This is a genomic window from Bradyrhizobium sp. I71 (genome assembly GCF_022354745.1).
GTDB classification, from domain to species: domain Bacteria; phylum Pseudomonadota; class Alphaproteobacteria; order Rhizobiales; family Xanthobacteraceae; genus Bradyrhizobium; species Bradyrhizobium liaoningense.
The window spans coordinates 7579020-7604827 of the sequence record NZ_CP059398.1; the positions used below are offsets into that span (position 1 = coordinate 7579020).

Below are 25808 nucleotides of genomic sequence, written 5' to 3' on the forward strand. Positions count from 1 at the left end.
CGTCATGGCTCATATCGAGGTCGAGGTGACCGAAGTAACGGGCGAGGTGGCTGTGCAGTCCCCTCGCCGACCTTCACTGCTGGGCTTAACTGAGCGCGTGCTCGGCCTCCTCGTCGAAGTCCCGGCGGCGATTCTCGTCGTCGCCGAAATCGTGATCCTGTTCGCCGGGGTGGTCGCGCGCTACGGGCTGCACCGGCCGCTGATCTGGTCCGACGAGCTCGCTTCGATCCTGTTCCTGTGGCTGGCCATGCTGGGCGCGGCGGTCGCCTTCCGCCGCTCCGAGCACATGCGCATGACCGCGGTCGTTGCGAGCGCCAGGCCTGCGATGCGGGCCTATCTCGATCTGGTCGCAACCTGCGCGGCGCTGGCGTTCCTGGCGCTGATCGTCTGGCCGTCCTTCGATTATGCCTACGAAGAGAGCTACATAACCACCCCGGCGCTCCAGATCTCCAACATGTGGCGCGCCGCCGCGCTGCCGACCGGCATCGGCCTCATGGCGGCCTTTGCCTTGCTGCGGCTGCTGCGCGCGGCCGATTACCGGATGGTAGCAACTGCCTTCGTCACCGTTGCTGCCGTAATCGGCCTGTTCTGGCTGGCGGAGCCGCTCCTGCGGCAGCTCGGCAATCTCAACCTCGTCATCTTCTTCGTCGGCGTTGCCGGCTTCTGCGTCTTTGCCGGTGTTCCCATTGCGTTCGGCTTTGGCCTGGCGATCTTTGGCTATCTCGCGCTCGCCACGCGCACGCCGGTCATGGTGCTGGTCGGGCGCATGGACGAGGGCATGAGCCACCTCATCCTGCTCTCGGTGCCGTTGTTCGTGTTCCTCGGCCTCCTGATCGAGATGACCGGCATGGCGCGGGCCATGGTGGCGTTCCTGGCGAGCCTGCTCGGCCATATCAGGGGCGGCCTGCACTATGTGCTGGTCGGCGCGATGTACCTGGTCTCCGGCATTTCCGGCGCCAAGGCCGCCGACATGGCCGCCGTCGCGCCCGTGCTGTTTCCCGAGATGAAAGAGCGCGGTGCCAAGCCTGGCGACCTCGTCGCGCTCCTTGCGGCGACGGGCGCCCAGACCGAGACCATTCCGCCGAGCCTCGTGCTGATCACGATCGGCTCGGTCACCGGCGTCTCGATCGCAGCCCTGTTCACAGGTGGCCTGTTGCCCGGCGTCGTGCTCGCGATCACGCTGTGCATGCTGGTGTGGTGGCGCTACCGCCACGAGGACATGAGTCACGTCCGCCGCGCCACGGCATCCGAGATCGGCAGGACCTTCATCGTCGCCCTGCCCGCGCTCGCGCTGCCCTTCGTGATCCGCTACGCCGTCGTCGAGGGCATCGCCACCGCGACCGAGGTCTCCACCATCGGCATCGTCTATGGCGCCCTCGTCGGCCTCCTCGTCTACCGCCGCTTCGACTGGCGGCGGCTGTTTCCGATGCTGGTCGAGACGGCGGCGCTGTCGGGCGCGATCCTCTTGATCATCGGCACGGCGACCGGCATGGCCTGGGGCCTGACCCAATCCGGCTTCTCGCGCTCGCTGGCTGCGGCCATGACGGGATTGCCCGGCGGAGCGGCGACCTTCATTGCCGTCTCGATCCTCGCCTTCACCATCCTCGGCAGCGTGCTGGAGGGCATTCCGGCCATCGTGCTGTTCGGACCGCTGCTGTTCCCGATCGCCCGGGCCGTGGGCGTGCACGAGGTGCACTATGCCATGGTGATCATTCTCGCCATGGGTATCGGGCTATTCGCCCCGCCGTTCGGCGTCGGCTATTATGCGGCTTGCGCCATTGGACGGGTCGATCCGGCCGAGGGCATCAGGCCGATCTGGGGCTATCTGCTGGCGCTGCTGGTGGGATTGATCATCGTCGCGATCTTCCCCTGGATATCGATCGGATTTCTTTGACGCGATTTGAGGAGTGTGTCGATGAGTGAGCGGCAGAACCCGTACAATATCGGCCTCGACAAGACACCCGCCAACTATGTGCCGCTGAGCCCGCTGAGCTTCATCGCGCGCAGCGCCGCCGTCTATCCCGATCACGTCAGCACCGTCTATGAGGGCCGCAGCTTCACCTGGGCGCAGACCTATGAGCGCTGCCGGCGCTTTGCGTCATGGCTCGCGCGCAAGGGCATCGGCGTCGGCGACACGGTCGCGGCGATGCTGCCGAACATCCCGGCGATGAACGAGGCGCATTTCGCCGTGCCCATGACCGGCGCCGTGCTCAACGCGCTCAACATCCGCCTCGATGCGCCCTCGATCGCGTTCCAGCTCGACCATGGCGGCGCGAAGATCATCCTGGTCGACCCCGAGTTCTCGGGCATCATCACCGACGCGCTGGCGCAGATGACGGGCCCCAAGCCGCTCGTGGTCGACGTCGACGACGCATCGTTCAGAGGCGGCAGCCGCATCGGCGAGATCGAATATGAAGCGGCCGTCGCCGAGGGCGATCCGAACTTCGCCGCGATCACGCCAAACGACGAATGGGACGCGATCGCGCTGAGCTACACCTCGGGCACGACAGGCAATCCCAAGGGCGTCGTCACCCATCATCGCGGCGCCTATCTGAACGCCGTCAGCAACATCCTCGCCGGCAATCTCGGCCAGCATCCGGTCTACCTCTGGACGCTGCCGATGTTCCACTGCAACGGTTGGTGCTTCCCGTGGACCATTGCGGCCTCGGCCGGCATCAATGTCTGCCTGCGCAAGGTCGAGCCAACGAAGATTTTCGAGCTGATCAAGCAGCACGGCGTCACGCACATGTGCGGCGCGCCGATCGTGTACAACACGCTGATCAATGCACCCGATGCGCCCAAGGGCAATGCGGCCCGCCGCGTCGTCGGCCTGATCGCCGGCGCTGCGCCGCCGGTCGCGGTGCTGGAAGGCGCCGAACGCATCGGCATCAAGCTGACACACGTGTACGGCCTGACCGAGGTCTACGGCCCCGCCTCCGTCTGCGCCGAGCAGCCCGGCTGGGACGAGCTCCCGGCGGCCGAGCGGGCTCGGATGAAGCGCCGGCAGGGCGTGCCCTACCCGCTCGAGGAAGCCGTCACCGTCATCAACCCGCAGACGATGCAGGAGGTGCCGCGCGACGGCGAGACCATCGGCGAGGTCATGTTCCGCGGCAACATCGTGATGAAGGGCTATCTCAAGAACGAGAAGGCGACCAGGGAAGCCTTCGAGGGCGGCTGGTTTCACACCGGCGATCTCGGCGTGCTCGACGAGCATGGCTACGTCATCATCAAGGACCGCTCCAAGGACATCATCATTTCCGGCGGCGAAAACATCTCCTCCGTCGAGGTCGAGGACATCCTCTACAAGCACCCGGCCGTGCTGTTCGCAGCCGTAGTCGCCAAGCCCGATCCGAAATGGGGTGAAGTGCCCTGCGCCTTCGTCGAACTGAAGGACGGCGCCAGCGCCAGCGAGGCCGACATCATCGCCTTCTGCCGTTCGCATATGAGCGGCTTCAAGACGCCGAAGGCCGTCGTGTTCGGCCCCATCCCGAAGACATCGACCGGCAAGATCCAGAAATTCCTGCTGCGCAACGAGGTCGGATCGGCGAAGGCGATCTCGGCCTGAGCTGATTGCAGAATACCTTCTGCCCGCACACCGGAAGGCGGCGGGCGGAAGGCCTCATCCTCACATCTTCTTGTAGGCGTCGACGATCGCCTGACCGTCGGCGCCGGCCTTCTTGAGCCAGTCGGCCGTGAGCTGTTCGCCGATCTTCTGGAAGCCGGCCTTGAGCGCCGGGCTCGGCGGCTCGACGTTCATGCCTTTCGCTTTGAGCTGATCGAGATACCAGGTGCTCTTGTCCTGCCAGGCCTTCCAGCCGCGGGTCTCCGCGGTCGCCGCGGCCTTGAGGATGGCCTCCTGGGTCGGCTTGTCGAGCGCCTCGAACGCAGCCTTGTTGACGAAGGTGTAGTCCTTCGGAATCCAGGCCTGCACGTCATAGAAATATTTGAGCGACTCCCAGGCCTTCGAATCGTAGCCGGTGCCGCCCGACGACATGAAGGAGTTCACCACGCCCGTCGCCAGCGCCTGCGGCAATTCCGCCGCCTGGATCGTGACCGACTGGGCGCCGACCAGCTCGCCGATCCGCGCGGTTCCGACATTGTAGGCACGCCATTTCAGGCCCTTCATGTCCTCGATCGAGGCGAGCGGCTTGTTGACATAGACGCCCTGGGGCGCCCACGGCACGGCGAACAGAAGCTTGAGACCCTGCGCGTCGAGCTTCTTGACGATCGCGGGCTTGGAGGCCTGGTACAGCTTCAGCGCGTCCGGAAAGCTGGTCGCGAGGAACGGCACGACGTCGATGCCGAAGAGCGGGTCCTCGTTCTCGTGAATCGACAGCAGCACCTCACCCATCTGCGCCTGCCCGGTCACGACCGCGCGCTTGATGTCGGGTGCCTTGAACAGCGAGGCGCCCGGATGAACCGTGATCTGAAGCTTGCCGGAGGTGGCGGCTTCGACGTCCTTGGCGAACGCGACGAGATTCTCGGAATGGGGATTGTCGGCCGGATATGCCGCCGGCAGATTCCATTTGGTCTGAGCCATAGCGGGCGTCGCGGCGAGCATAGCGCCGGCGATCAAGGATGCGCGGATTAAACGGGACATTATCGGGCTTCTCCTCACAGTCAATTTGAACACTTCGCACGCTCAGTCTGGGAAGGCGAGCTTGGGCAAGAACATCACGATCTGCGGATACTCCGTGATGATGAACACGGACGCGAGCAGCAGGACGAAGAACGGAAACGCTGCCCGCGCAACGGTGAACGTATCACGGCCGCTCATGTTCTGGAGCACGAAGAGATTGAATCCAACCGGCGGCGTGATCTGCGCCATTTCCACGTGAATGATGAGATAGACGCCGAACCAGACCAGGTCGAGGCCGGCCTGCCTGACCATCGGCAGCACGATGACGGCGGTCAGGACGATCATCGAGATACCGTCGATCAGGCATCCCAGGATGATGTACATGATGCTCAGATACAGCGCGAGCATGCCCGGCGTGAGCTGTTGCCCCTGGACCCAGGTGGCGAGCGCGGCCGGAATGCCCGTATAGGCCATCGCAGCCGTGGTGTAGGCCGCACCTGCCAGGATCAGCATGATCATGCAGGTCAGGCGCGTCGCGCTCATGATGCTCTCGAGGAAATTCTTGCGCGTGAGCGTACCGCTCCACCACGCCAGCAGCAGCGCGCCCGTGACGCCCCATGCGGCGCATTCGGTGGCGGTCGCGAAGCCCAGCACGAGTGAAAGAAACACGGCCAGGATCAGGAGCAGGCAGGGTGCGAGCTTCGCCGACTCTCGCAGCTTCTGCCGGAACGGCATCGGCGGATCGCGCGGCGGGACCTTCTTGGGATTGAGCAGCGACCAGATGATGATGTAGCCCGAATAGAGCACCATCACGAGCACGCCCGGCAGGAATCCGCCGAGGAACACCTGAAGCACGGAGACGTTCGCCGTGACCGCGTAGACCACCATCGGGATCGAGGGCGGAATCAGGAGGCCGAGCGTGCCCGCGCCTGCGAGCGATCCGAGACTGAGGTTCTTGTCGTAGCCGCGCTTGTCCAGCTCAGGCAGCGCGATTTTTCCGATCGTCGCGCAGGTCGCCGCCGAAGAGCCCGACACCGCCGCAAAGATGCCGCAGCCGATCACGTTGACATGGGTCAGGCGTCCCGGCAGCCACTGAACCCAGGGCGACAGCCCCCGGAACATCTCTTCCGACAATTTGGTGCGAAAGAGGATCTCGCCCATCCAGATGAACAGCGGCAGCGCGGCCAACGTCCATGACGAGCTGGCGCTCCAGGTGGTGGTGGCGAGCACGGCGCCGAGCGGGAGGCTCGTCGTCAGCGCCATCGCCACGAAGCCGACAAGTCCAAGCGAGACCGCGATCCACACGCCGCTTCCCAGCAGCAGGATCATGACGCCGAGCAGAACGAACGACAGCTCGATCATGCCGAGATTGGCCATGGTCAACCTCCGCCGCCCTGCGAGATGCGCTCGATGAATTCGTCCGGCGTCTCATCCGGCGAGCCCTTCTCGTAGCTTGGGCGGCCGCCGCCGACGACATTGACCATCTCATCGATGAGCGCGATCGACAGGATCGCAAGGCCGCCGGCAAAGCCGAGCTGCGGAATCCAGAGCGGCAGCGCGACGACGCCCTGCGCTACATCGTTGAAGCGCCAGGAGTCGTAGGTCATCTGCACGGCATAGCGGGTGAAATAGAGGATGAAGGCGGTGGCGATACCGAGCGCCGTGATCTCGGCGATCTGCTTGGTCCGCCCGTGCAGACGCTCCAGCAGCAGGCCGACGCGGATCATCTCTCCGCGCTTGAAGGTGTGCGCGAGGCCGAGGAAAGCCATCGCAGCCATGCACCAGGACGCGAAATCGTCGCCGGCGGGAATGTTGATCGCAAATTGGCGCCCGACCGACATGGCCATCATGATTGCGAAGATCGCGACCAGGAAGACGCCCGCGGCGTAGCCCGCGCCGAGATAAAGCAGGTCCAGAGTGCGTCGCACCGGTCCCCGAGCCGCTACATCGTCCCCTGCCAACGCAATCCCCATCCTCGCGGCGATTCAATCGACCCGTGCTGGTCGTGCCTGAGTGTCGCCCTGTCCAACGCCTGTCTTTCAGACGTTAGATCAACATGATGAGGTCGGTGCAAGCAAGGAGTATGCCGGCTGAGCCAGAATTTCTACCCCAGGTTCAGGGCGTTTCCAGCCGCAGCCCGTCATAGGCTGGCACCACGCCGGCCGGCAGCGACTGACGGATGACCTCGTAGTCGACGTCGGCGGTCATGTTGGTGATGACCGCGCGCTTCGGCTTGAACCGCTCGATCCACGACAGCGCGTCGTTGATGCTGAAATGGCTGACATGGCTGGTGTAGCGCAGGCCATCGACGATCCAGAGATCGAGATTTTCCAGTGCGCCCCAGCTCTCGCGCGGGATGTCGTTGAGGTCGGGCGTGTAGGCGGCATCGCCGATGCGATAGCCGAGCGCGGGAATGTTGCCGTGCTGCACCAGGAAGGCTGTCATCGTCACCGCGCCGCCCTTCCCCAGGATGGTCTGGCTCTCGCCCGCCTCGATCGAATGCCGAGTCAGGATTGGCGGGTAGTCGCTGCCCTCCGGCGAGATGAAGCAATAGGAGAATCGCGACAGGATGTCCTTGGCGGTCGACTGGTTGAAGTAGGTCGGGATGCGACGGCGCATGTGCATGACGACCGAGCGTAGATCGTCCATGCCGTGGGTCTGGTCGGCGTGCTCGTGCGTCAGGAACACTGCGTCGATGTGATCGACATTGGTCGAGAGCAACTGCTCGCGCAGATCCGGCGAGGTGTCGATCACGATGCGTGTCGTGCCGTGCTCGGACGTCCGTTCGACCAGCAGCGAGCAGCGGCGACGGCGGTTCTTGGGATTGTTGGGATCACAGGCGCCCCAGCCGAGCGCCGGGCGCGGCACGCCGGCGGAGGAGCCGCAGCCCAGGATCGTCAGCGTCAACGTCATGTGGTTCCCAGTCTCAAGCTCTCACCTTCGAGAACAGGCGGAAGAAGTTTTCGGTGGTCTGGCGCGAGATCTCGTCAAACGACACGCCGCGTGTCTCGGCGAGCACTCTTGCCACCTCGACGACATAGGCCGGCTCGTTACGCTTGCCTCGAAACTTGCCGGGCGCAAGATAGGGCGAGTCCGTTTCAACCAGAATACGGTCCGATGGCAGCTCGGCCGCGAGCGCGCGCAAGGCCTCTGATTTCTTGAAGGTCAGGATTCCCGTGAAGCCGATATAGAGCCCGAGCGACACCGCCTTCAGTGCCAGCTCGCGTCCGCCCGTGTAACAATGCAGTACGGCGCGAAACGATCCCTTTGCCGCCTCGTCTTCCAGAATGCGTGCGCAGTCCTCGTCGGCTTCGCGGGTGTGGATCACCAGCGGCAGGCCGGTTGCGCGGGCGGCGGCGATGTGAGCGCGAAAGCCCCTCGCCTGCGCCTCCGGCGAGCCGTTGTCGTAGAAATAGTCGAGCCCAGCCTCGCCGAGCGCGACGACCTTGGGGTGCTGCGTCAGGGCAACGAGCTCGTCCGGCGCGATGCCGTCCTCCTCGTCCGCGTTGTGCGGATGGGTGCCGACCGAGCAATAGACGTCGTCATAGCGTTCGGCGATCGCGAGCAGATCCTTGAGCCGGCGCACCCGCGTCGAGATCGTGACCATGCGCGTGATGCCGGCCGCTCGCGCCCGCGACACGATCCCGTCGAGGTCCTCCGCAAAGTCCGGAAAATCCAGGTGGCAGTGGCTGTCGACCAGCATCGCGCGAGCGCCTTCAGGCCGCCGGCTCGACGTAGCGCGGGAACGCCGGCGTCGGCGCCGGCAGCGTCGAGCCGGGTGCGATGCGCTTGGTGTCGCCGAGCATGGCGAAGTTGCGCTCGGTCTCGGGGATGCCGAGGCTGTCGAGCAGCTTGCCCGAGGCGATCGGCATCGCGGGCTGAGCAAGGATCGCAATCTGGCGCACGACTTCGGCGGTGACGTAGAGCACCGTCTTCTGCCTGGCAGGATCCGTCTTCGCGAGCGCCCACGGCGCCTCGCCCGCGAAATAGCGGTTGGCCTCTGCGACCACGGCCCAGACGGCGTTGAGCCATTGATGGATCTGCTGCGTCGCCATGGCCTCGCGCGACGCAGCGATCATGCCGTCGGCCATTGCCAGCATCGCCTTGTCGTTGTCGCTGAAGTCACCGGGCTCGGGCAGCACGCCGCCGAACTGCTTGGCGATCATCGAGAGCGAGCGCTGCGCGAGGTTGCCGAGGTCGTTGGCGAGATCGGCATTGATGCGCGCCACGATGGCCTCGTGGTTGTAGTTGCCGTCCTGGCCGAACGGCACCTCGCGCAGGAAGAAATAGCGCATCTGGTCGACGCCGTACTGGTCGGCGAGATTGAAGGGATCGACGACGTTGCCGACCGACTTCGACATCTTCTCGCCCCTGCTGAACAGGAAGCCGTGGGCATAGACCCGCCTCGGCAGCCGGATTCCGGCCGACAGGAGGAAGGCCGGCCAATACACCGCATGAAAGCGGATGATGTCCTTGCCGATGATGTGCACGTCGGCTGGCCAGTAGCGCCAGTTCTTGTCGCTCTCATCGGGGAAGCCGACGCCGGTGATGTAGTTAGTCAGCGCGTCGACCCAGACGTACATCACGTGTCCTTCGTCGCCAGGCACCTTCACACCCCAATCGAAGGTGGTGCGCGAGATCGAGAGATCGCGCAGGCCGCCCTTGACGAAGCTCACCACCTCGTTCTTGCGAGAGTCCGGTCCGATGAAATCAGGGTGATCCGCGTAGAGCTTGAGCAGCTTGTCCTGGTACGCCGACAGGCGGAAGAAATAGCTCTTCTCCTCGACCCATTCGACCGGCGTACCCTGCGGGCCCAAGCGGACGCCATCGTCGTTCACGCGCGTCTCGTCCTCGGCGTAATAGGCCTCGTCACGGACCGAGTACCAGCCCGAATAGGTGTCGGCATAGATGTCGCCGTTCGCTTCCATGCGCCGCCAGATCTCCTGGCTGGAGCGGTGATGCTGCTCCTCGGTGGTGCGGATGAAGCGGTCGAACGACACGTTCAGACGCTCGTCCATTTCCTTGAAACGGCCGGCATTGCGGGTCGCGAGCGCGGCGGCGGACATGCCTTCGCTGGCCGCCGTCTGGATCATCTTCTGCCCGTGCTCGTCGGTGCCGGTCAGGAAGAACACATCCTTGCCGTCGAGTCGCGCAAAGCGCGCCAGCGCGTCGGTCGCGATCGCCTCATAGGCGTGACCGATATGCGGGCTGCCATTGGGATAGGCGATCGCGGTCGTGATGTAGAAGACGTTGTCGCGCGCGGGGGCGGCAACGGGTGCGGCGACCTGTGGAGCAGCGACCGGCTTCGGCGCGCGCGGGGTCTTGGGTTTCGACGCCTTGGGCGTCACAGCCCTCGGCGGCGTGACGACAGGAGACGGCGCTGCGGTCACGGCAGGTGCAGCCGCCTTCTTCGCGACCTTCTTCGCCGGAGCCTTTGCCGGAGCCTTGGCCGGCTTGTTGGCAGCTGATTTCTTCGAAGCCTTCTTGGCGACGACCTGCCCCTTCGCAGCCTTTTTGCCGGCCTTCTTCGTCGTCTTCGCAGCGCTCTTCGTCACGCCCTTCCTGGCGGCGGCCTTCTTGGTCTTCTTGGTCTTCTTGGCGGCTTTGGCCGCGCGCGCCTTCACGGCCTTCACGGCGGCTTTCTTCACGGCCTTCTTGGCAGCCTTCTTGTACTTGCTGCTCTTGCCTTTGACGGTCTTCTTAGCTCGCGTTGCCACCACGAATTCCTTTACGGGCTTGTCCGAAATTTTGGAAACGAACCTGCGTTAGGGTTGTTGTTTTGCGCATGATCTTTTCGGAAAACCGCTGCGCACTTTTCCGGATCATGCTTTAGCGCGTTGCGTCCGCCAGCCAGCCGAACACCGAGAAGACCAAGGGCTTGCGCTCCAGATTGTAGGTTTCGGTGTCGCGCGCGGCGCGGACGATCTTTTCCCATACCTCAGCTAGGCGCGCAAGGCGCGGCAGGTTCTGGTTGGCATTGGCCTCATCCGCATGCAGCCGCTCCGCGATCCAGCGGTCGATGCCGTCGATGAAGGCGGCAAGCGCGACGCGGTCGCTGGTGCCGAGCGAATCGCCGAGCGTGTGCAATTCGCGCGGATCGACCTGCGGCAGGCGCGCGAGCAGCGCTGCCGTGCGCTGCTGAAGTTTCAGGGCGTCGCCGCCGAGCAGCGTCAGCGCCCGTGCGACGCTCCCCTCGGAGGCCTCGGCCGCCTCGCGCAACGCGGGATCGTTCGGATCAAGCTCGGCCGCCGAAGCTGCGGCCGCGATCACGTCATCCGTGGCGAGCGGCCGCAGGCGCAGCTTGCGGCAGCGTGACTGGATCGTGGCGAGCACGCGCGCGGGCGCGTGGCTCACCAGAAGGAACAGCGATTGCTGGGGTGGCTCCTCGAGGATCTTCAGAAGCGCGTTGGCCGCGTTTGGATTGAGCTCGTCGACGGTGTCGACGATGCAGACGCGCCATCCTTCGGCTGCCGCGGTCGAGCCGAAGAACGCGATCGTCTCGCGCGTCTCGTCCACGGTAATCACGGTGCGCATCACGCCGCGATCATTGGCGGTTCGCTCCAGCGCCAGCAGGCCGCCATGCGAGCCGGCGGCCACTTGGCGCGCGACCGCGTCGTCAGGATCGATCGCAAGGTTCTCGGCGCGCTGCACGGCGGGCGCGAGCGGCTGAGAATGGCCTAGCACGAAGCGCGCCATGCGATAGGCCAGCGTTGCCTTGCCGATCCCTTGCGGCCCGCCGATCAGCCAGGCATGCGGAATGCGTCCGCTGCGATAGGCCGCCAGCAGCGCGGCTTCGGCCTCTCGATGGCCGAACAGCCGCGATGTCTCACGCGGATGGGGAATGGCGGTTTCTCGCTCGGCCTGACGCGGGCTCATGCCGAAATCACCGAAGCCGGCGCGGGAAGAAGACGATCGCGCAGCGCCGTCCAGACTCGGGCCGCGACCGTGTCGGGATCGGAATTGGCGTCGATCAGCACGCAGCGCGCGGGCTCGTCCGCCGCGATCTTGCGATAGGCTTCGCGGAGGCCCTCATGGAAGCTGAGCTTCTCGGCCTCGAACCTGTCAGGCGTGCCGCTGCCGCGGCGCGCGGCAGCGCGTTGCAGGCCAATCTCGACCGGCAAATCGAGGATGATGGTGAGATCAGGCTTGAGATCGCCGATCGTGACCCTTTGCATGGCGTTGATCAGGCCCTCGGGAACGCGGCCGAGGCTGCCCTGATAGGCCCGAGTCGAGTCGGCGAAGCGGTCGCAGAGCACCCAGGTGCCCTGGTTGAGCGCAGGCAGGATCACGGTGCGGACATGATCATCGCGCGCGGCGGCAAACAGCAGCGTCTCCGCCTCGGGGCCGAGCAGCTTGCCCATACCCGACAGCACCAGGTGACGCATGATCTCGGCGCCTGGCGAGCCGCCCGGCTCACGCGTGACCCGGATGCGCAGCTTTGCCGCCTTGAGGCGGTCAGCGAGCTTCTTGATCTGGGTCGACTTGCCCGCGCCCTCGCCGCCTTCAAAGGTGATGAAGCGTCCACGTCCGGACGGCCGCTGTACCGCGATCTCACTCATGATCAGAGCTTCTCGGCGCCTGCGCGGAACATGCCGATCACGAGCTCGCTGGCACCGTCGATCGCGCGGCGCATGGTCGAACCGGTTCCGATCGCCTCCGCCGCATAGACCGGCGTCTCAACCGCAATGTTGCCGCTGCGCCAGACCCTGACCACACCGACCCGCTGACCGGCCTCGATCGGCGCGCGCACCGGGCCGCTATAGACGATGCGCGCAATCAGCTTGTCGCTGCCGTTCTTGTGCACCATCACCTTCACCGGCGTCCTGGCGACGAGCTTGACCGAGCGGCTCTCGCCGCCGAACACCTTGGCGTAACCGACCGGCTGCTCGGCCGGGATCAGGATGCGGGTCTCGAAATTGCGGAAGCCCCATTCCAGCATCTTCTTGGCTTCCGTGGCGCGATCCTCGGGGTCATCGAGGCCATTGACGACGACGATCAGCCGCGTGCCGTTCTGCACGGCCGAGCCCACCATGCCATAGCCGCCTTCCTTGGTGTAGCCGGTCTTGAGACCGTCGGCGCCTTCCATCGAATTGAGCAGCGGATTGCGGTTGGGCTGGCGGATCTTGTTCCAGGTGAATTCCTTCTCGCCGAACAGTTTGTAGAATTCGGGAAAGTCGAGAATGATGTGCCGGGCGAGCATGCCGAGCTCGCGCACCGTCATCTTGTTGCCGGGGTCGGGCAAGCCGGTGGAATTGCCGAAGGTCGATCTGGTGAGCCCGAGTTCGCGAGCGCGCTTGGTCATGAAGTCGGCCGCGAAGATCCGCTCATTGCCCGCCATGGCTTCGGCAAGCGCGATGCAGGCGTCATTGCCGCTCTGGATGATCGCGCCATGCAGGAGATCGTCGACCGAAACCTTGCTGTTGATGGCCGCGAACATGGTCGAGCCGCCCGAGGGCGCGCCGCCCCGGCGCCAGGCATTCTCGCTGATCCGGTACTCGTCCGTCAGCTTGACGTCGCCCTTCTTGATCGCATTGAAGACGACCTCCGCGGTCATCAGCTTCATCATGCTCGAGGGTGCGCGCAGCTCGTCGGCGTTCTTCTCGAACAGCACGCTGCCGCTGGAGGCTTCGATCAGGATCGCAGTCGGGGCATCGCCATCGAATCCGGCCTCTTCCGCTTTCTTGGCGCCCTGGACGCTCTGATTGGCGGCATAGAGCGCCCCGCCCCAGCCGATCCCCGCCACCAGGGCCACAGCGATCAGCCCGCGCACCAGCGTGCCGGCGGTGAGCCGGTTGCGACGAAGCAAAGGAAGACGAAATGCCATGGCGAAGCCCTGAGGGAGGCGTTCTAACAGGTGGAACAGATGCGAACAACACGCGGTTGGATGCTTGCCCGTGAGATTGCACGATTCTCCTCGCGCCCCTATCGTGGCATCTCATATTTGCCGACCAAACCCCTGAAACAAGGCGGAAAAGCGAATGTCCTCAACCCGCATGATCAAGGCCAACGGGGTCGAGCTGTTCGTCCGCGAAGCCGGCCAGGGTCCGCTGGTGGTGCTGTGCCATGGCTGGCCGGAACTGTCCTACTCCTGGCGCCATCAGATCCCCGCGCTCGCCGAGGCCGGGTTTCACGTCGTCGCGCCCGACATGCGCGGCTACGGCCAAAGCTCGGCGCCGCCTGATGTTGCAGCCTATTCGATCTTCGATACGGTCGGTGACGTGGTCGGCCTCGTCCAGGCGCTCGGCGAGACCAGGGCGATGGTGGTCGGCCACGATTGGGGCGCCCCGGTCGCCTGGCACGCGGCGCTGTTCCGGCCCGACATCTTCACGGCGGTCGCGGGCCTCAGCGTGCCGCCACCGTTCCGCGGGCGCGGCAGGCCGCTCGATTTGTTGCGCCAGGGTGGCGTGACCAACTTCTATTGGCAGTATTTCCAAACACCGGGCGTCGCCGAGGCCGAGCTCGAGCGCGACGTCGCCCGCACCATGCGCATCGTGCTCGGCGGACGCGGCCTCGCCGATCCCACCGCGGCCATGTTCGTGCAGGAGGACAAGGGCTTTCTCGGCCATGCGGGCGCCGAGGAGCCGCTGCCCGGCTGGCTCAGCGAGACTGATCTGGCCTATTTCACCGAAGCCTTCCGCAAGTCCGGCTTCCGCGGCGGGCTGAACTGGTACCGCAACATCGACCGCAACTGGGAGCTGACCGCGCCCTGGCAGGACGCACAGATCCACCAGCCTTCCCTCTTCATCGCAGGCTCAAGAGACGCGGTGATCACCGGCCTGATCGGCGCGAAGCGCGTCAACGAGCTCGAGCGGGTGCTGCCCAATCTCAAGGTCAGGCTGATCCTCGAGGGCGCCGGCCATTGGGTGCAGCAGGAGCGGGCCAACGAGGTGAACGCGGCGCTGGTGAATTTCCTGACGGCGAGCGCAGCTCAGTAGAGCCCGCGGCCGCTCAGGATGTTGCGGGCCTCGGCGGCGCCATCCGATGAAGGCGCGCTCTCGGCGAGGCGGCGGTCCTCGTCATAGGACACCGCGCGCGCGTTCTGGAGCGCCCGGCCCCGGCCGCGGCTCGAGGCCGACATTTCCGAGGTCGCATTCAGCGATGCCATGTCGGCCGAGGTGTTGCCGAGATTATAGGGGCGCCCTTCCGGCATCGGGACCTCGCCGCGGATGGAGCCGCGGCTCGATGACGGCAGCTCCGGCACGAATGGCTTTGCCGAGGCGACACGGACCATCGAGGGCGACGGTGCCGGAACGCCGGTGCGCAAGGTGGCCATCAGCTGGCGGTCGTCGGAGCCTTCAAGCGGCGCCCGGCCGACATATTCGACGCGAACCTTGGCGACACCATTGCCTTTGAATTCAAGGAGTTCGGCAGCCTTGTTCGAGACGTCGATGAGGCGATTGCCGTGATAGGGCCCGCGATCATTGACGCGCACGATCAGCGACTTGCCGTTCGAGACATTGGTCACCCGCGCGTAGGACGGCATCGGCAGGGTCGGATGCGCCGCAGTCAGCGAGGTCATGTCGAACACTTCGCCGTTGGCGGTCAAGCGGCCGTGGAAATCGTCGCCGTACCAGGACGCCATGCCCTCGGCGCGGTAGTTGACGTCCTCCTCCGGCACGTAGGTCCGGCCCGCCACGACATAGGGCTTGCCGACACGGTAGGTGCCGCCGCCCTTCGGGACCGGTTCGCCCCAGGCCACCACCCGCGGGCTCGAGGACACGCCGTATTTCGGATCGACGCGGCTGGCGAATTTGTTGGACGAGGCGCAATTGGCGAGCGCGAGGCAGGTCGCGACCGCCGCAACACCACGTGCGGCCCGCAAAACCGAATCTGACCGTCGGATCCCCATGCGCCCCAAAATACCATTCCGCCGGAGGCGTACCCAACCCGCTTGGTGACGGAGAGCGCTATCCGGTCCTGTGATTCCAAGGCGGCCCACCACCGCGTCGGAAGTAGTAAGGATAACGCAACCCGAACACGGCGGAAATGGGGAGCCCACAGCGATCACGCAGGCATGGTAAACGGCAGGTTCGTTTCTCCCGGCTGATCGACGGAACCTGGCCGCCCGTTCTGTGCCACCGCTGGACAAGCTGTTGCGCCAAATCCTCACCCCACCCCCATTGTCGCGGCGCTCACCGAAATTCTTTTGACTGTGCAAGGCCGCACGCGTTTTCTCGGCTGGCAGGGGTGGATTGGAATTTAACGATGATCGAGACGGTTTCGGCACTGATGGGTCTGGTAAGCGCGGGGATCTTCCTGGCCCATGCGTTCGAAGGTTACCGCACGAGGGCCTAAAGGCACTCGAGCGGGCGGTAAGCGTCACCTCTTTCAAGGCGGCCCGTTCGGACGATTTTGATGGATCCGACCGAGCATCGAAGACGAGAGTAGCAGGTGTCCCATGCGCAACCATGACCTCGTATCCGATGGTTTCCTGGCATTGACCGCGGGCGGCTTGGTGCTGCTCTGCTCGAGCCTCGTGGCCCTGGCATTTGCCTGAGGGCCCTGCTTCCCGATCTACGACATCGCTCCACCGCGGCGCAGCAAGCGCGACTGTCCCGCTCCCATTCAGTTGATTGAATTTCTGCGTTCGGCGCCTCGACCAATTGCGAGAGCCATCACCAACGAGGGTGACGCAGATGCTCGCCGAGAAATTCTTCCTGGTCCTGGAATCCCTGATCCGCGGCGACCGCACCTATCCGGATGGAAGTCCCCGGATCATCAGCACCTCCTCGCACGTGCCGATCAAGCTGCCCGCGCAGAAATAGCCGGCGCGTCCGCAAGCCTGGATCACGTGCCGCTCAGCGCAGACCCAACAGTGAACGGCGATAGAAGCCGTCGCGGGCCTCGCTCAGGCAGACGAAGCTGCCGTCAAATCCCTGGCCATACCGCTTCTGACCCTTGCGGTAGTAGACGCCTTTCCTGAAGTCGAGCCAGACCACCCTGTCATGCGGGCAATGACGCTGCGCCTGCGCCTCGTAGCGAAACGGCGTCAGCGGCGTCGCCGAGACCTCGGCGCCGCCTGCACCAACCAGCATGGCACCCGCGCATGCGACTGCGCCGGACCACTTGCCAAGGCTGCTTCGAGACACTCCCCACCTCCAGCTCGCCGGCCGTCACCCGGCGGCCGGTCGGCACGGTAGCACGAAACGGCACTGTCCATGGAAGGCGGCACGGACGCGTCTCGTCTTACGCCGGCCATCTCGTCGGAATACATGACGGCGAGATCGTCCTTATGCGAGATTGCAGCCTGAATGTCGGTTGAGCCTGAACCCAGAACTGGCCCCCGCCCGCCTTCGCCGCGGCTCGGCCTGCTGGCGACGATCATCTTCGGCTCGCGCTGGCTGCAACTGCCGCTCTATCTCGGGCTGATCGTGGCGCAATGCGTCTACATCGCGCTGTTCCTCAAGGAGCTTTGGCACCTCTCCTGGCACGCCCTCGACCTCACCGAGCAGCAGATCATGATGAGCGTGCTGGCGCTGATCGACGTCGTGATGATCTCCAACCTGCTCGTGATGGTCATCGTCGGCGGCTACGAGACGTTCGTTTCGCGGCTCGACCTCCAGGGCCATCCCGACGAACCGGAATGGCTCGGCCACGTCAATGCGAGCGTCCTGAAGATCAAGCTCGCGATGGCCATCATCGGCATCTCCTCGATCGCGCTGCTCCGCACCTTCATCGAGGCCGGCAATCTCGGCTCCGACCGCGCCGGCTTCACCGAAGCCGGCGTGATGTGGCAGGTGCTGATCCACCTCACCTTCGTGGTCTCGGCGATCGGCATTGCCTATGTCGACAGGCTCAGCGAATCAGGCGCACGCAAGCACGCCGAATGAAGCGCTGCGGCCGATCTCACTGCTTATGTGCTTCGAGCTGCGCCAGCGCCTGGTGCAGGCACTCCTGAAGCTTCTGAGCGACCTGCTCACGCGCGACGCCCTTGTCTGCGAGATCGCCTGACACCTTGCCGACGATATCGTCGATCGTCCGGCTCTCCAGATGGTCCGTCACCAGCGCGCTCGCGTAGCTTGCCGCTGCATCGCCGCTGAGCCCAAGCTGGCCTGCGGCCCACAGCCCGAGCAGCTTGTTGGATCGCGCGGTGGCTTTGAACATGAACTCCTCGTCGTGAGCGAATTTGGCTTCAAAGCCCTGCTCGCGCTTGTCGAACGTGGTCATGGTCAGCTCCATTCGGGTTCGCTGATGAGGATCGGACTTGCTGGGAGCGAAGGTCTCCGTGCTCAGGTCAGTTTGGGATCATTTGAAGCTTCCTCCCGGAAGCCGAACGCCGTCAAGCCTGCCGATGCACGCGGGTGCACGCGACGCACCAGCCCGCGTCAGTCAACCCGGCCAGGCTGGCGATGCTTAGGAACGAACTGCTGAAGGTCGCCGACGATTGTCGGAGCGCGGCCGAAGCGCCGCGCCGCGGGCCTTGGCAGAGGCCGTCCTGGCGCTGAAGCTGGCCCCGAGCGCGAAGGGAATGTCCGAGCGACACAAGCGGCCAAAAGGACCGCTGGGAGAAAGGAGAAACCATTTAAGGATTGGGCAGCGAGCGCGTCCGCTCAGCCCTTCGCTTCACGCGCGAGGCGCTCGGCCCTCAGCCGTTCCTTGTTGGCGTAAAACGCCTTCTGCGCCGCTTCATGATCGCGCATGGCCTTCTCGGCCTCGATCCGGCGCGCCGCATCGCGCGCCTGGCGCTGTTCGGGGGTCAGGGGTTTGCGTCGAAAGGAAAGGTCTTCAGTCATGCCGAATGAACGCGGCGGCAAGGCAAAAGTTCCGTATGGTCCCGCTGAGGGGCATAGGCCCATCCATGAAGATTTGCGAAAACAACCCCATGCACAGTAGATAAGTCCTTCTGCCAAAACGCTTTTTTTAAGGCGCAAGAGCCCGTTCATCCCTCGGAACACAGTCTGACCGAGTTCCCCTTTTTGGGCCAGGGCGAGAGGAGAAATGAAACGGTCCCGTCGCCGGCAAGTCAGATCTCGATGTCCGCGATCACAGGCAAATGGTCCGAATAGGCCCTCGCCTCTTCGTCGGTCCAGACTTTCCCGAACCGGCTATCGCTCGTTGCATAGATCCGGTCGAGCCGAAGCAAGGGTAAGCGTGCCGGGAAGGTTCGCAGCCGCGTACGGTTGGGGCAGGCCTGCGCGAGCACGCGCCGCACCGATTTCACCCAAAACCAGTCGTTGAAATCGCCGAGGACGACAGTTCTTCCAGGCTTCACCAGGCTCACCAGGGCCTGAGCCTGCGCATAACGCTCGTGGATACTCAGGCCGAGATGAGTGGCGACCACGCGGACGTCGCCAAGAGGCGTCAGCAATCCTGTGGCAATCGCTCTGCGTGGCTCCCGCTCCCGATACGACACGTCGACGATGTCAGGCACGCCGGAGAACGGAAAGCGGCTCAGGAGCATCTGACCGTAGTCACCGTCCTCCGTGACGATCGACTTGGCGTGGACGCCATGATCGCCGACCACACGCGCGAGCTTCCCAAACGGATCGTCTGACCGGGATCGGGAATCCACCTCCTGAAGCGCGACGACATCCGGCGACCACTTGCGAATGATGGAGCAAACACCCTCCAGATTGAATTTCGGATTGAGACTGAACGTGCCGTGCACATTCCATGTCATAAAGCGCATCGGCGCCATCAGCGCCTCCCGGCGAGCCAGGTCGCGAGGAATTGTGCGCCCGCGCAGAACCCGAGCCAGCCCAGAAACGCCAGTGCGAGCAGCAAAACGTTGCTCCAGGACGCATTCCTGGCCAGATCTGCGATCTGAGCTCCCAGGACAGCCATGGCGAGAATCCCGGGCGTGATACCCAGCAGCGTCCCAACCATGAAGTCACGAAGCGGCAGCGTGCTCGCACCGGCGACGACATTCACGATCGAGTACGGCGCGACGGGAATCATCCTGATGACGACGACGGCCAGAATGCCTCTGCCGACAATGCGTTCCTGGATGCGTGCTGCGCGTCGTCCAAGCAGATGCTGGAGGCGTTCTCGACCGAGTACCCGTCCGATTGAGAAAAGGACAAGGGCACTGAGCAAGGCGCCAGCCATTGCAGTGAAGAATCCCAGCCATGGCCCAAGTGCAGCCGCAGTTGCGGCAATGAGGACGAGAATCGGAAACACCACCAGCCCGCCGATGACAAACGCTGCGATCGCGAAGAATGGTCCCCAGATGGATTGCGAATAGGCAGACAGGAGCGTCGAAATGCGGCCTTCATCGGCGAAACCGCTCAAGGATGTGTACGTCCAGGCCAGCGCCAACCCAAGAAGCGCCACGACGATCGATACGATCCCGATTATCGTCTTCGTGCTCCACATGCGAGATGCCGCGCGCTCCAAATGAAGAGGCCTCTCAGGATCCGCCACCGGCTGAACCATCGTGGCCAGTGTACTGGTCAAACCCGAGGACTCCACTTCCCGCAGCGTCTTCGTCCCACCACCTTTCGACACGTCGTCGAGGAGAGCAAAAAGACGATCCTCATTTTGCGCGAGGGTCTGTTCTTCGAGACCGCAGAAATGGGCGATCAAGCGATGGCGAACCGAGGCGATGAAATCCCGATGCTCCTCGGATGCGGCCTCAAAAATGAGGTCACATTCGCTATCGGCCCCCATCGACCGATTGTTAAGGTTAGCCGAGCCGATTCTCAATATACGATCATCGACGATCATGAGCTTGCTATGCACCATCACGGCAGCTTCCGTATTTCCGCTGCGTGAGACCGGATAGAGAAAGCGAATGCGATCTGCGACCCCAGCCGCACCGAAGCAGTCGATGAAGGCGCCGCGGCCGTTCTGCATGGCCCGGGATTCCAGCCACGAGGAATGCAGTTTCGGAGCGACGATAAGAACCCGAAGCGATGGCACGCGACGCATCTGCTCCGCCAATTCACGCGCGATCCTGGTGGCGCTGGTGAACTGATTTTCGATGTAGATAAAGCGCGCCGCAGATCGGATCGCTGCAATCAGGGAACGCTCGACCTCCCTGATGGTCGAACCTGCAGGACAGACCACCTCGGTCCTGGCGATACCGACCGGCAAGTGCTCGGCCTCGACCGGCACATTGGTCGGCCACCGAACGCTCTTCAGTGCGCGCCGATCATGGCTCTGTTGACCTGCCGCACGCCAGCGTGCCTCCGCGAGCTCGAACAGCAACGCTGCGGCATCCCCGTCGACCATGCATTGGACGTCATGAAACGGCAGGTATGGCTTCCCCTGGGGGTCGCAGCGCGATGCGTGATCGGCGCGATGGTCACTCGTGTCCCAGCGCCTGATCGTTAGATCGAGCCCGCCGACGAACGCCAGTGAACCGTCGACACAGACGATCTTCTGGTGTTGGGCCGAGCCAAACGGAAGCGTGGAATCCAGATGAAACCGGACGCGGCCATCTGTTCCGGCGGTAAGTTTTGCCGCGGAATTCCACTCCCTTTCGGAGGCGTAAAAGGAGACGAAGTCCCAGACGAGAATGTTGATCCGCAAGGCGGGCCGGCGTTGAACCAGCGTGCGCAGGAACGGGCCGAGCTGTTCAGGCAAGCCATCATCGGCTCGTCCGGAAGCTCCGACCAGCCGGGTTTCGCTATGGATGTCCCACCCGACGATATAGACGAGATCTTGCGCCTCCAGCAGCGCCTCCCGCAGGGCCGCGAAATATGCGGCAGCATCGTTCAGAACCGCGACACGCCGCGCTTCGCACCGCCGCCAGACGGTGTCGCCGGGGATCAGGGTCGATGAACTCTGAAGCAGGTGGACCTCGCAATTTGCATTCGCGTCTAAACGCGTTGGATGCTCAAGGGGTTCCCACGATCGCGGTTCGGAGCGCAACGGCCGTTGCCGCATTCCTGCACGACGTGCTCAACCGCAAGCTCGGCACCACGACGCGTGTCGAATTCTCCGATGATGGTCCTTTCCAAGGATGCTCTCCATGTGGTCGAGAGTTCGAACAACAGACCGGACGGGACCAAGTTCCTGAAGCTGAGCAAACGACATCTCGAAGGCGGAGAGCGCCGAAATGGTGAGGATCAAAACCGGAGTATCCCGAACAGGAACAGCAGCGCCACAGTGATCAAGCCGGAGATCAGCAGCGAGCCGAGACATCCCAGCCGGTTCGAGAAGAAGAAGAACATGCGTTGCCCGCTGTGAAGCTTCCGGTCAGGCTAATCTCTCAAATTCGATGGCGTTCCTGGCGCGCTTTTCCTCCTTTGCGCTAGGATAAAGTGCGTCACCGACCGCTCGCCGGCGCTTCAGACCACAAGGTCATTGAGACAGGTCAATACGGGCCAGCCCGAGCTCTGGAATTCTGACCTCGGCAAGTAAACGGAGGCGGCCATGTCACAACAGAGCAGCGTGCATTTTTACCTCAATTGGGCCAAGGAGCGGATCGACGAAATGGATGCCGCATTGGCCTCCTTCGAGGTCAAGGCCGGTGAGGCCAAGGCCGAGTCCAAGGTCAAGATTGATCAACTCCTGTCGGACCTGAAGAAGCGGCGCGATGAGTTTCAGGCCTTGCTCAAGACGCAGGCGGAAGCGGGCGAAGCCGCCTGGGCGGGCGCCAAGACAGACCTGGAAAAGCAATGGGCTGGATTTGAAGCCCAGGTGAAGACCTTCTTCGAAACCGCGGGCAAGCAGCTCGAGCAGCAGCAGGCCACGTTCGGCGACGTTGCGGCGGCACAGGCCAAGGCCTGGCGCGAAGCGGCGGACAAATTCCGCGAGGCCGCGGGCAAAGTGGCCACGGCCCGGACGGCCGACGTCGATGCCGCACTCAAGCAGATGAAATCGGACGCGTCTGAAGCCGAAGCACGTCTGCAGAAGCTGAAGGAGGCCGGCAGTGAATCCTGGTCCGTCCTGAGCGCCGCGCTCGCCGAATCCCGAAAGTCGTTCGATCAAGCGAACCAAGCCGCATGGAATGCGCTGAAGGGCGCTAATACGAAGAGCTGAAATCGCTCTGCCCCAAGTCGCCTGCCGGAAGTGCGGGAGGAGACCTAGGGACAGTTCAAGACCTGGAGCGAAGTCTGCTTCGAGGCCCGCCAATTTACGCTGGCGGGCTTCTCAACATAACTGCGTCTCTTTTGCCAAGCCTGATGTGGTTGCCAGCATCACCCACACGCAGAAGCCAAGCGACAATATCGACAGCTGTCGCGGCCGCACCGAAAAGAGCTGTACCGTCCGGTTGTGCTCCGGCAGGAACGCTCAGCTCAAGCGCCTGATCTTGCTGATTTTTTGGCGGAAGGGGTGGGATTCGAACCCACGGTACCCTTGCGGGCACGCCGGTTTTCAAGACCGGTGCCTTAAACCACTCGGCCACCCTTCCCCGTCAGCGGGCTCAAGCACTTAGCCAATGGTGGCGTTGAACGCAAGGCGAACGAATAATCTGGTCCTGAACCGCGCCGCCGCTCCCGCATGATCAGGCCGAGGCGGGGCAATCCCGTTCTTGAACAGATTGTCCCATCACTGAGACGGATCAACATGCGGCGTTCGCCAGCGCCGACGGAAACGGTGCGCATATCCCCCCAATAGGCTCGATGGCTGTCCCAGGCTGGCACATGAACCCTTGGCACGCGCCATGCAGACCTATCGTTCACCGGGGATTTTGCATTTCCCTCCCTGGGGCTGGAGCAACGCCGCCTGCCATATTTCAAGCAGGCGGCGTTGCTGTTTCCCGCGGCCTGTGGATCGGGCGCACCCGTGTCAACGATCCTGTTGTGCCGGCGATCACGGAAGTTCTGCCTGTTCGCGCTCCGAAGCAGCACCGGAAAAGAAAGCGGCGCCCCCCGAGGGGAGCGCCGCGTGATGCTCTTACGCGTCAGTTCAGTAGCCGCAGGACGCGCAGCCCATCTGCACCGGGGCGTAGTAGGAATAGCCCGGCGAGACCATCTCGACGCGCTGGCGCGTGGCGTATTGCGGGGGGATGCGCTCGTACTGGACGCCCGGGGGCGCGACCATCACGGTCTGCGGCACCATCACGGTACGGTACTGCGCCGGCGTGCGGTGCGCGACCACGGCGCCCGGCGACACCATCACGGTCTCGTCGACCGCGCGGTATTGCGGCGGCACGTATTGCTGCTGATAGCAGGTCGTACAGGGCGGCGGCGTGTAGCAATTGTAGCAGCCGGCGGAGGCTGCGCCCGTCATGGAAACCGCGGCGACGGCAGTCGAGAAGACGACGGCGAGAGTACGAGACATTGTGGTGGTGCCCCAGTTGCCCGAAATGGATTTGCGAAGGTGCCGCAGTATACGCCGCAAAATCCTCGGCTGCCGAACTTCGTCGAGGCATCCTTAATGCGAACAGCCGGCTTTTGCCGGCTGTTCAGAACTCGTTGACCATCTGCGTGCCGCGCAAACGCAGCGTGCGCTCAGTTCGAGCGGCGCTTGACCTCGCGCACCGCGCCGCGCGCGGCGCTGGTGGTGAGCGCGGCATAAGCCTGCAGCGCGGTCGAGACGTTGCGCTTGCGGCCCGTCGCCTGCCAGGCGGCATCGCCCTTCGCCTCTTCCGCTGCGCGGCGGCCGGCGAGCTCTTCGTCGGAGACCTCCAGCGTGATGCTGCGGTTGGGAATGTCGATGGCGATGATGTCGCCCGTGCGCACGAGACCGATGTTGCCGCCCTCTGCCGCTTCCGGCGACAGATGGCCGATCGACAGGCCCGAGGAGCCGCCGGAGAAGCGGCCGTCGGTGACGAGCGCGCAGGCTTTGCCGAGGCCCATCGATTTCAGGTAGCTGGTCGGATACAGCATCTCCTGCATGCCGGGGCCGCCGCGCGGGCCTTCGTAGATGATGACCACGACCTCGCCGGCGACGACCTTGCCGCCCAGGATGCCTTCGACCGCGGCGTCCTGGCTTTCGAACACGCGCGCGGGGCCGGAGAATTTCAGGATCGAGGCGTCGACGCCGGCGGTCTTCACGATGCAGCCGTCCTGCGCGAGGTTGCCGTAGAGCACCGCGAGGCCGCCGTCCTTGCTGAAGGCATGCGCAAGGTCGCGCACCACGCCCTTCTCGCGGTCGGCATCGAGCTCGTCGTAGCGGCGCTCCTGGCTGAAGGCGACCTGGGTCGGGATGCCGCCGGGCGAAGCACGGTAGAAGGTGCGCACCGTCTCGCTCTTGGTGCGCTTGATGTCCCAGCGCTCCAGCGCCTCGTTCATGGTCGGCGCATGCACGGTCGAGACCGTGGTGTCGATCAACCCGGCGCGGTCGAGCTCGCCGAGAATGCCCATGATGCCGCCGGCGCGATGGACGTCCTCGACATGCACGTCGGCGACCGACGGTGCGACCTTGCACAGCACGGGCACGCGGCGCGAGAGCCGGTCGATGTCCTGCATGGTGAACGCCACCTGCCCTTCATGGGCGGCGGCCAAGAGATGCAGCACGGTGTTGGTCGAGCCGCCCATGGCGATGTCGAGCGTCATCGCGTTCTCGAAAGCCTTGAAGTTGGCGATGTTGCGCGGAAGCACGCTGGCGTCGTCCTGCTCGTAGTAACGGCGGACCAGATCGACGATGGTGTGGCCGGCCTCGACGAACAGGCGCTTGCGGTCGGCATGGGTCGCGACCACCGAGCCGTTGCCGGGCAGCGCGAGACCGAGCGCCTCGGTCAGGCAGTTCATGGAGTTGGCGGTGAACATGCCCGAGCAGGAGCCGCAGGTCGGGCACGCCGAGCGCTCGATCACCTTGACGTCGTCGTCGCTGACCTTGGAGTCGGCCGCCGCGACCATGGCGTCGATGAGGTCGACGGCCTTGGTCTTGCCTTGCAGCTTGACCTTGCCGGCCTCCATCGGGCCGCCCGAGACGAACACGGCGGGGATGTTGAGGCGCAGCGCCGCCATCAGCATGCCCGGGGTGATCTTGTCGCAGTTGGAGATGCAGACGAGGCCGTCGGCACAGTGGGCGTTGGCCATGTACTCGACACTGTCGGCGATCAGCTCACGCGACGGCAGGCTGTAGAGCATGCCGTCATGGCCCATGGCGATGCCGTCGTCGACGGCGATGGTGTTGAACTCCTTGGCGACGCCGCCGGCCTGCTCGATCTCGCGGGCCACGAGCTGGCCGAGGTCCTTGAGATGGACATGGCCCGGCACGAACTGGGTGAAGGAGTTGACGACCGCGATGATCGGCTTGCCGAAATCGGCGTCCTTCATGCCCGTGGCGCGCCAGAGGCCGCGGGCACCCGCCATGTTGCGGCCGTGGGTGGTGGTGCGGGAGCGATAGGCTGGCATGGCGGTTTCCGTCCTCGGGTTGGGCCGGGGCGGGA

General features: G+C 64.3%; 24 protein-coding genes and 1 tRNA gene. 7 read left to right on the plus strand and 18 right to left on the minus strand.

From position 1 onward, the window contains the following. The first annotated feature begins 4 nt into the window (after positions 1 to 4). Together FJV43_RS35935 and FJV43_RS35940 are read left to right on the plus strand one after the other, a co-directional pair. A complete protein-coding gene (locus FJV43_RS35935) occupies positions 5 to 1894 on the plus strand; it encodes a TRAP transporter large permease subunit (protein WP_239623611.1) in 1890 nt (629 codons plus the stop codon). Between the two features lie 21 nt (positions 1895 to 1915). Beyond that, on the plus strand, positions 1916 to 3565 hold the full coding sequence (locus tag FJV43_RS35940) for an acyl-CoA synthetase (protein ID WP_239623612.1): 1650 nt from the start codon (positions 1916 to 1918) through the stop codon (positions 3563 to 3565). A gap of 60 nt (positions 3566 to 3625) precedes the next feature. Here the strand turns inward: FJV43_RS35940 and FJV43_RS35945 are convergent, their stop codons facing one another. From FJV43_RS35945 to FJV43_RS35985, 9 genes are all read right to left on the minus strand, one after another. Next, on the minus strand, positions 3626 to 4603 hold the full coding sequence (locus FJV43_RS35945) for a TRAP transporter substrate-binding protein (RefSeq protein ID WP_239629767.1): 978 nt from the start codon (positions 4601 to 4603) through the stop codon (positions 3626 to 3628). A 39-nt stretch (positions 4604 to 4642) separates the two neighbouring features. After that, positions 4643 to 5956 carry a TRAP transporter large permease subunit gene (locus FJV43_RS35950; protein WP_239623613.1) on the minus strand — a complete coding sequence of 438 codons (1314 nt, stop codon included), beginning with the start codon at positions 5954 to 5956 and terminating at the stop codon, positions 4643 to 4645. Between the two features lie 2 nt (positions 5957 to 5958). Further along, the gene (locus FJV43_RS35955; protein ID WP_239623614.1) at positions 5959 to 6552 is read right to left on the minus strand and encodes a TRAP transporter small permease; all 594 of its coding nucleotides are present in this window, start codon (positions 6550 to 6552) and stop codon (positions 5959 to 5961) included. A gap of 142 nt (positions 6553 to 6694) precedes the next feature. Beyond that, on the minus strand, positions 6695 to 7492 hold the full coding sequence (locus FJV43_RS35960; protein ID WP_239623615.1) for an MBL fold metallo-hydrolase: 798 nt from the start codon (positions 7490 to 7492) through the stop codon (positions 6695 to 6697). Between the two features lie 13 nt (positions 7493 to 7505). After that, positions 7506 to 8282: a TatD family hydrolase gene (locus tag FJV43_RS35965; protein ID WP_239623616.1), complete on the minus strand. Its 777-nt coding sequence runs from the start codon at positions 8280 to 8282 to the stop codon at positions 7506 to 7508. A 13-nt stretch (positions 8283 to 8295) separates the two neighbouring features. Further along, complete coding sequence (gene metG / locus FJV43_RS35970; RefSeq protein ID WP_239623617.1) at positions 8296 to 10296, minus strand: methionine--tRNA ligase; 2001 nt, start codon at positions 10294 to 10296, stop codon at positions 8296 to 8298. A gap of 112 nt (positions 10297 to 10408) precedes the next feature. After that, the gene (locus FJV43_RS35975; protein WP_239623618.1) at positions 10409 to 11455 is read right to left on the minus strand and encodes a DNA polymerase III subunit delta'; all 1047 of its coding nucleotides are present in this window, start codon (positions 11453 to 11455) and stop codon (positions 10409 to 10411) included. Continuing rightward, the gene (tmk, locus tag FJV43_RS35980) at positions 11452 to 12138 is read right to left on the minus strand and encodes a dTMP kinase (RefSeq protein ID WP_239623619.1); all 687 of its coding nucleotides are present in this window, start codon (positions 12136 to 12138) and stop codon (positions 11452 to 11454) included. Before tmk ends, FJV43_RS35975 begins: the two co-directional genes overlap by 4 nt. Before the next feature lie 2 nt (positions 12139 to 12140). Next, positions 12141 to 13403, minus strand: a complete 1263-nt coding sequence (locus tag FJV43_RS35985; RefSeq protein WP_239623620.1) for a D-alanyl-D-alanine carboxypeptidase family protein — start codon at positions 13401 to 13403, stop codon at positions 12141 to 12143. A 154-nt stretch (positions 13404 to 13557) separates the two neighbouring features. Between FJV43_RS35985 and FJV43_RS35990 the strand changes: the two genes are divergently transcribed. Then, positions 13558 to 14514: an alpha/beta hydrolase gene (locus FJV43_RS35990; RefSeq protein WP_239623621.1), complete on the plus strand. Its 957-nt coding sequence runs from the start codon at positions 13558 to 13560 to the stop codon at positions 14512 to 14514. Here the strand turns inward: FJV43_RS35990 and FJV43_RS35995 are convergent. Continuing rightward, positions 14508 to 15428 (minus strand): septal ring lytic transglycosylase RlpA family protein, encoded by a 921-nt coding sequence (locus tag FJV43_RS35995; RefSeq protein WP_239623622.1) that lies wholly within the window; start codon positions 15426 to 15428, stop codon positions 14508 to 14510. The genes FJV43_RS35990 and FJV43_RS35995 overlap by 7 nt on opposite strands. Before the next feature lie 787 nt (positions 15429 to 16215). Between FJV43_RS35995 and FJV43_RS37215 the strand changes: the two genes are divergently transcribed. Further along, on the plus strand, positions 16216 to 16344 hold the full coding sequence (locus tag FJV43_RS37215; protein ID WP_256456679.1) for a hypothetical protein: 129 nt from the start codon (positions 16216 to 16218) through the stop codon (positions 16342 to 16344). 33 nt (positions 16345 to 16377) lie between these two features. On the opposite strand, the gene FJV43_RS36000 is transcribed toward FJV43_RS37215, so the two are convergent. Further along, positions 16378 to 16614: a hypothetical protein gene (locus FJV43_RS36000; protein ID WP_239623623.1), complete on the minus strand. Its 237-nt coding sequence runs from the start codon at positions 16612 to 16614 to the stop codon at positions 16378 to 16380. A gap of 216 nt (positions 16615 to 16830) precedes the next feature. Here FJV43_RS36000 and FJV43_RS36005 point away from each other — a divergent pair, with 216 nt between their 5' ends. After that, positions 16831 to 17409, plus strand: coding sequence for a TIGR00645 family protein (locus FJV43_RS36005; RefSeq protein ID WP_239623624.1), 579 nt, complete (start codon positions 16831 to 16833; stop codon positions 17407 to 17409). A gap of 16 nt (positions 17410 to 17425) precedes the next feature. Here the strand turns inward: FJV43_RS36005 and FJV43_RS36010 are convergent, their stop codons facing one another. The 4 genes from FJV43_RS36010 to FJV43_RS36025 form a co-directional block, all read right to left on the minus strand. After that, positions 17426 to 17746, minus strand: coding sequence for a DUF1476 domain-containing protein (locus tag FJV43_RS36010; protein WP_239623625.1), 321 nt, complete (start codon positions 17744 to 17746; stop codon positions 17426 to 17428). A 383-nt stretch (positions 17747 to 18129) separates the two neighbouring features. Continuing rightward, on the minus strand, positions 18130 to 18312 hold the full coding sequence (locus FJV43_RS36015; RefSeq protein WP_239623626.1) for a hypothetical protein: 183 nt from the start codon (positions 18310 to 18312) through the stop codon (positions 18130 to 18132). 230 nt (positions 18313 to 18542) lie between these two features. Further along, positions 18543 to 19217 carry an endonuclease/exonuclease/phosphatase family protein gene (locus tag FJV43_RS36020; protein WP_239623627.1) on the minus strand — a complete coding sequence of 225 codons (675 nt, stop codon included), beginning with the start codon at positions 19215 to 19217 and terminating at the stop codon, positions 18543 to 18545. Continuing rightward, positions 19217 to 21394 carry a VTT domain-containing protein gene (locus tag FJV43_RS36025; RefSeq protein WP_239623628.1) on the minus strand — a complete coding sequence of 726 codons (2178 nt, stop codon included), beginning with the start codon at positions 21392 to 21394 and terminating at the stop codon, positions 19217 to 19219. The genes FJV43_RS36020 and FJV43_RS36025 overlap by 1 nt, the downstream gene beginning before the upstream one ends. A gap of 72 nt (positions 21395 to 21466) precedes the next feature. Between FJV43_RS36025 and FJV43_RS36030 the strand changes: the two genes are divergently transcribed. Both FJV43_RS36030 and FJV43_RS36035 read left to right on the plus strand, forming a co-directional pair. After that, a complete protein-coding gene (locus FJV43_RS36030) occupies positions 21467 to 21712 on the plus strand; it encodes a hypothetical protein (protein WP_239623629.1) in 246 nt (81 codons plus the stop codon). A gap of 186 nt (positions 21713 to 21898) precedes the next feature. Beyond that, entirely contained in the window at positions 21899 to 22507 is a 609-nt protein-coding gene (locus FJV43_RS36035; RefSeq protein ID WP_239623630.1) for a hypothetical protein, read from the plus strand. A gap of 283 nt (positions 22508 to 22790) precedes the next feature. Here FJV43_RS36035 and FJV43_RS36040 read toward each other — a convergent pair. The 3 genes from FJV43_RS36040 to ilvD form a co-directional block, all read right to left on the minus strand. After that, positions 22791 to 22880 (minus strand) — tRNA-Ser (locus FJV43_RS36040). Between the two features lie 497 nt (positions 22881 to 23377). Next, on the minus strand, positions 23378 to 23701 hold the full coding sequence (locus FJV43_RS36045; protein WP_061881852.1) for a hypothetical protein: 324 nt from the start codon (positions 23699 to 23701) through the stop codon (positions 23378 to 23380). Positions 23702 to 23922: 221 nt separating this feature from the next. Further along, positions 23923 to 25773: a dihydroxy-acid dehydratase gene (ilvD, locus tag FJV43_RS36050; protein ID WP_239623631.1), complete on the minus strand. Its 1851-nt coding sequence runs from the start codon at positions 25771 to 25773 to the stop codon at positions 23923 to 23925. Between the last annotated feature and the right edge of the window lie 35 nt (positions 25774 to 25808).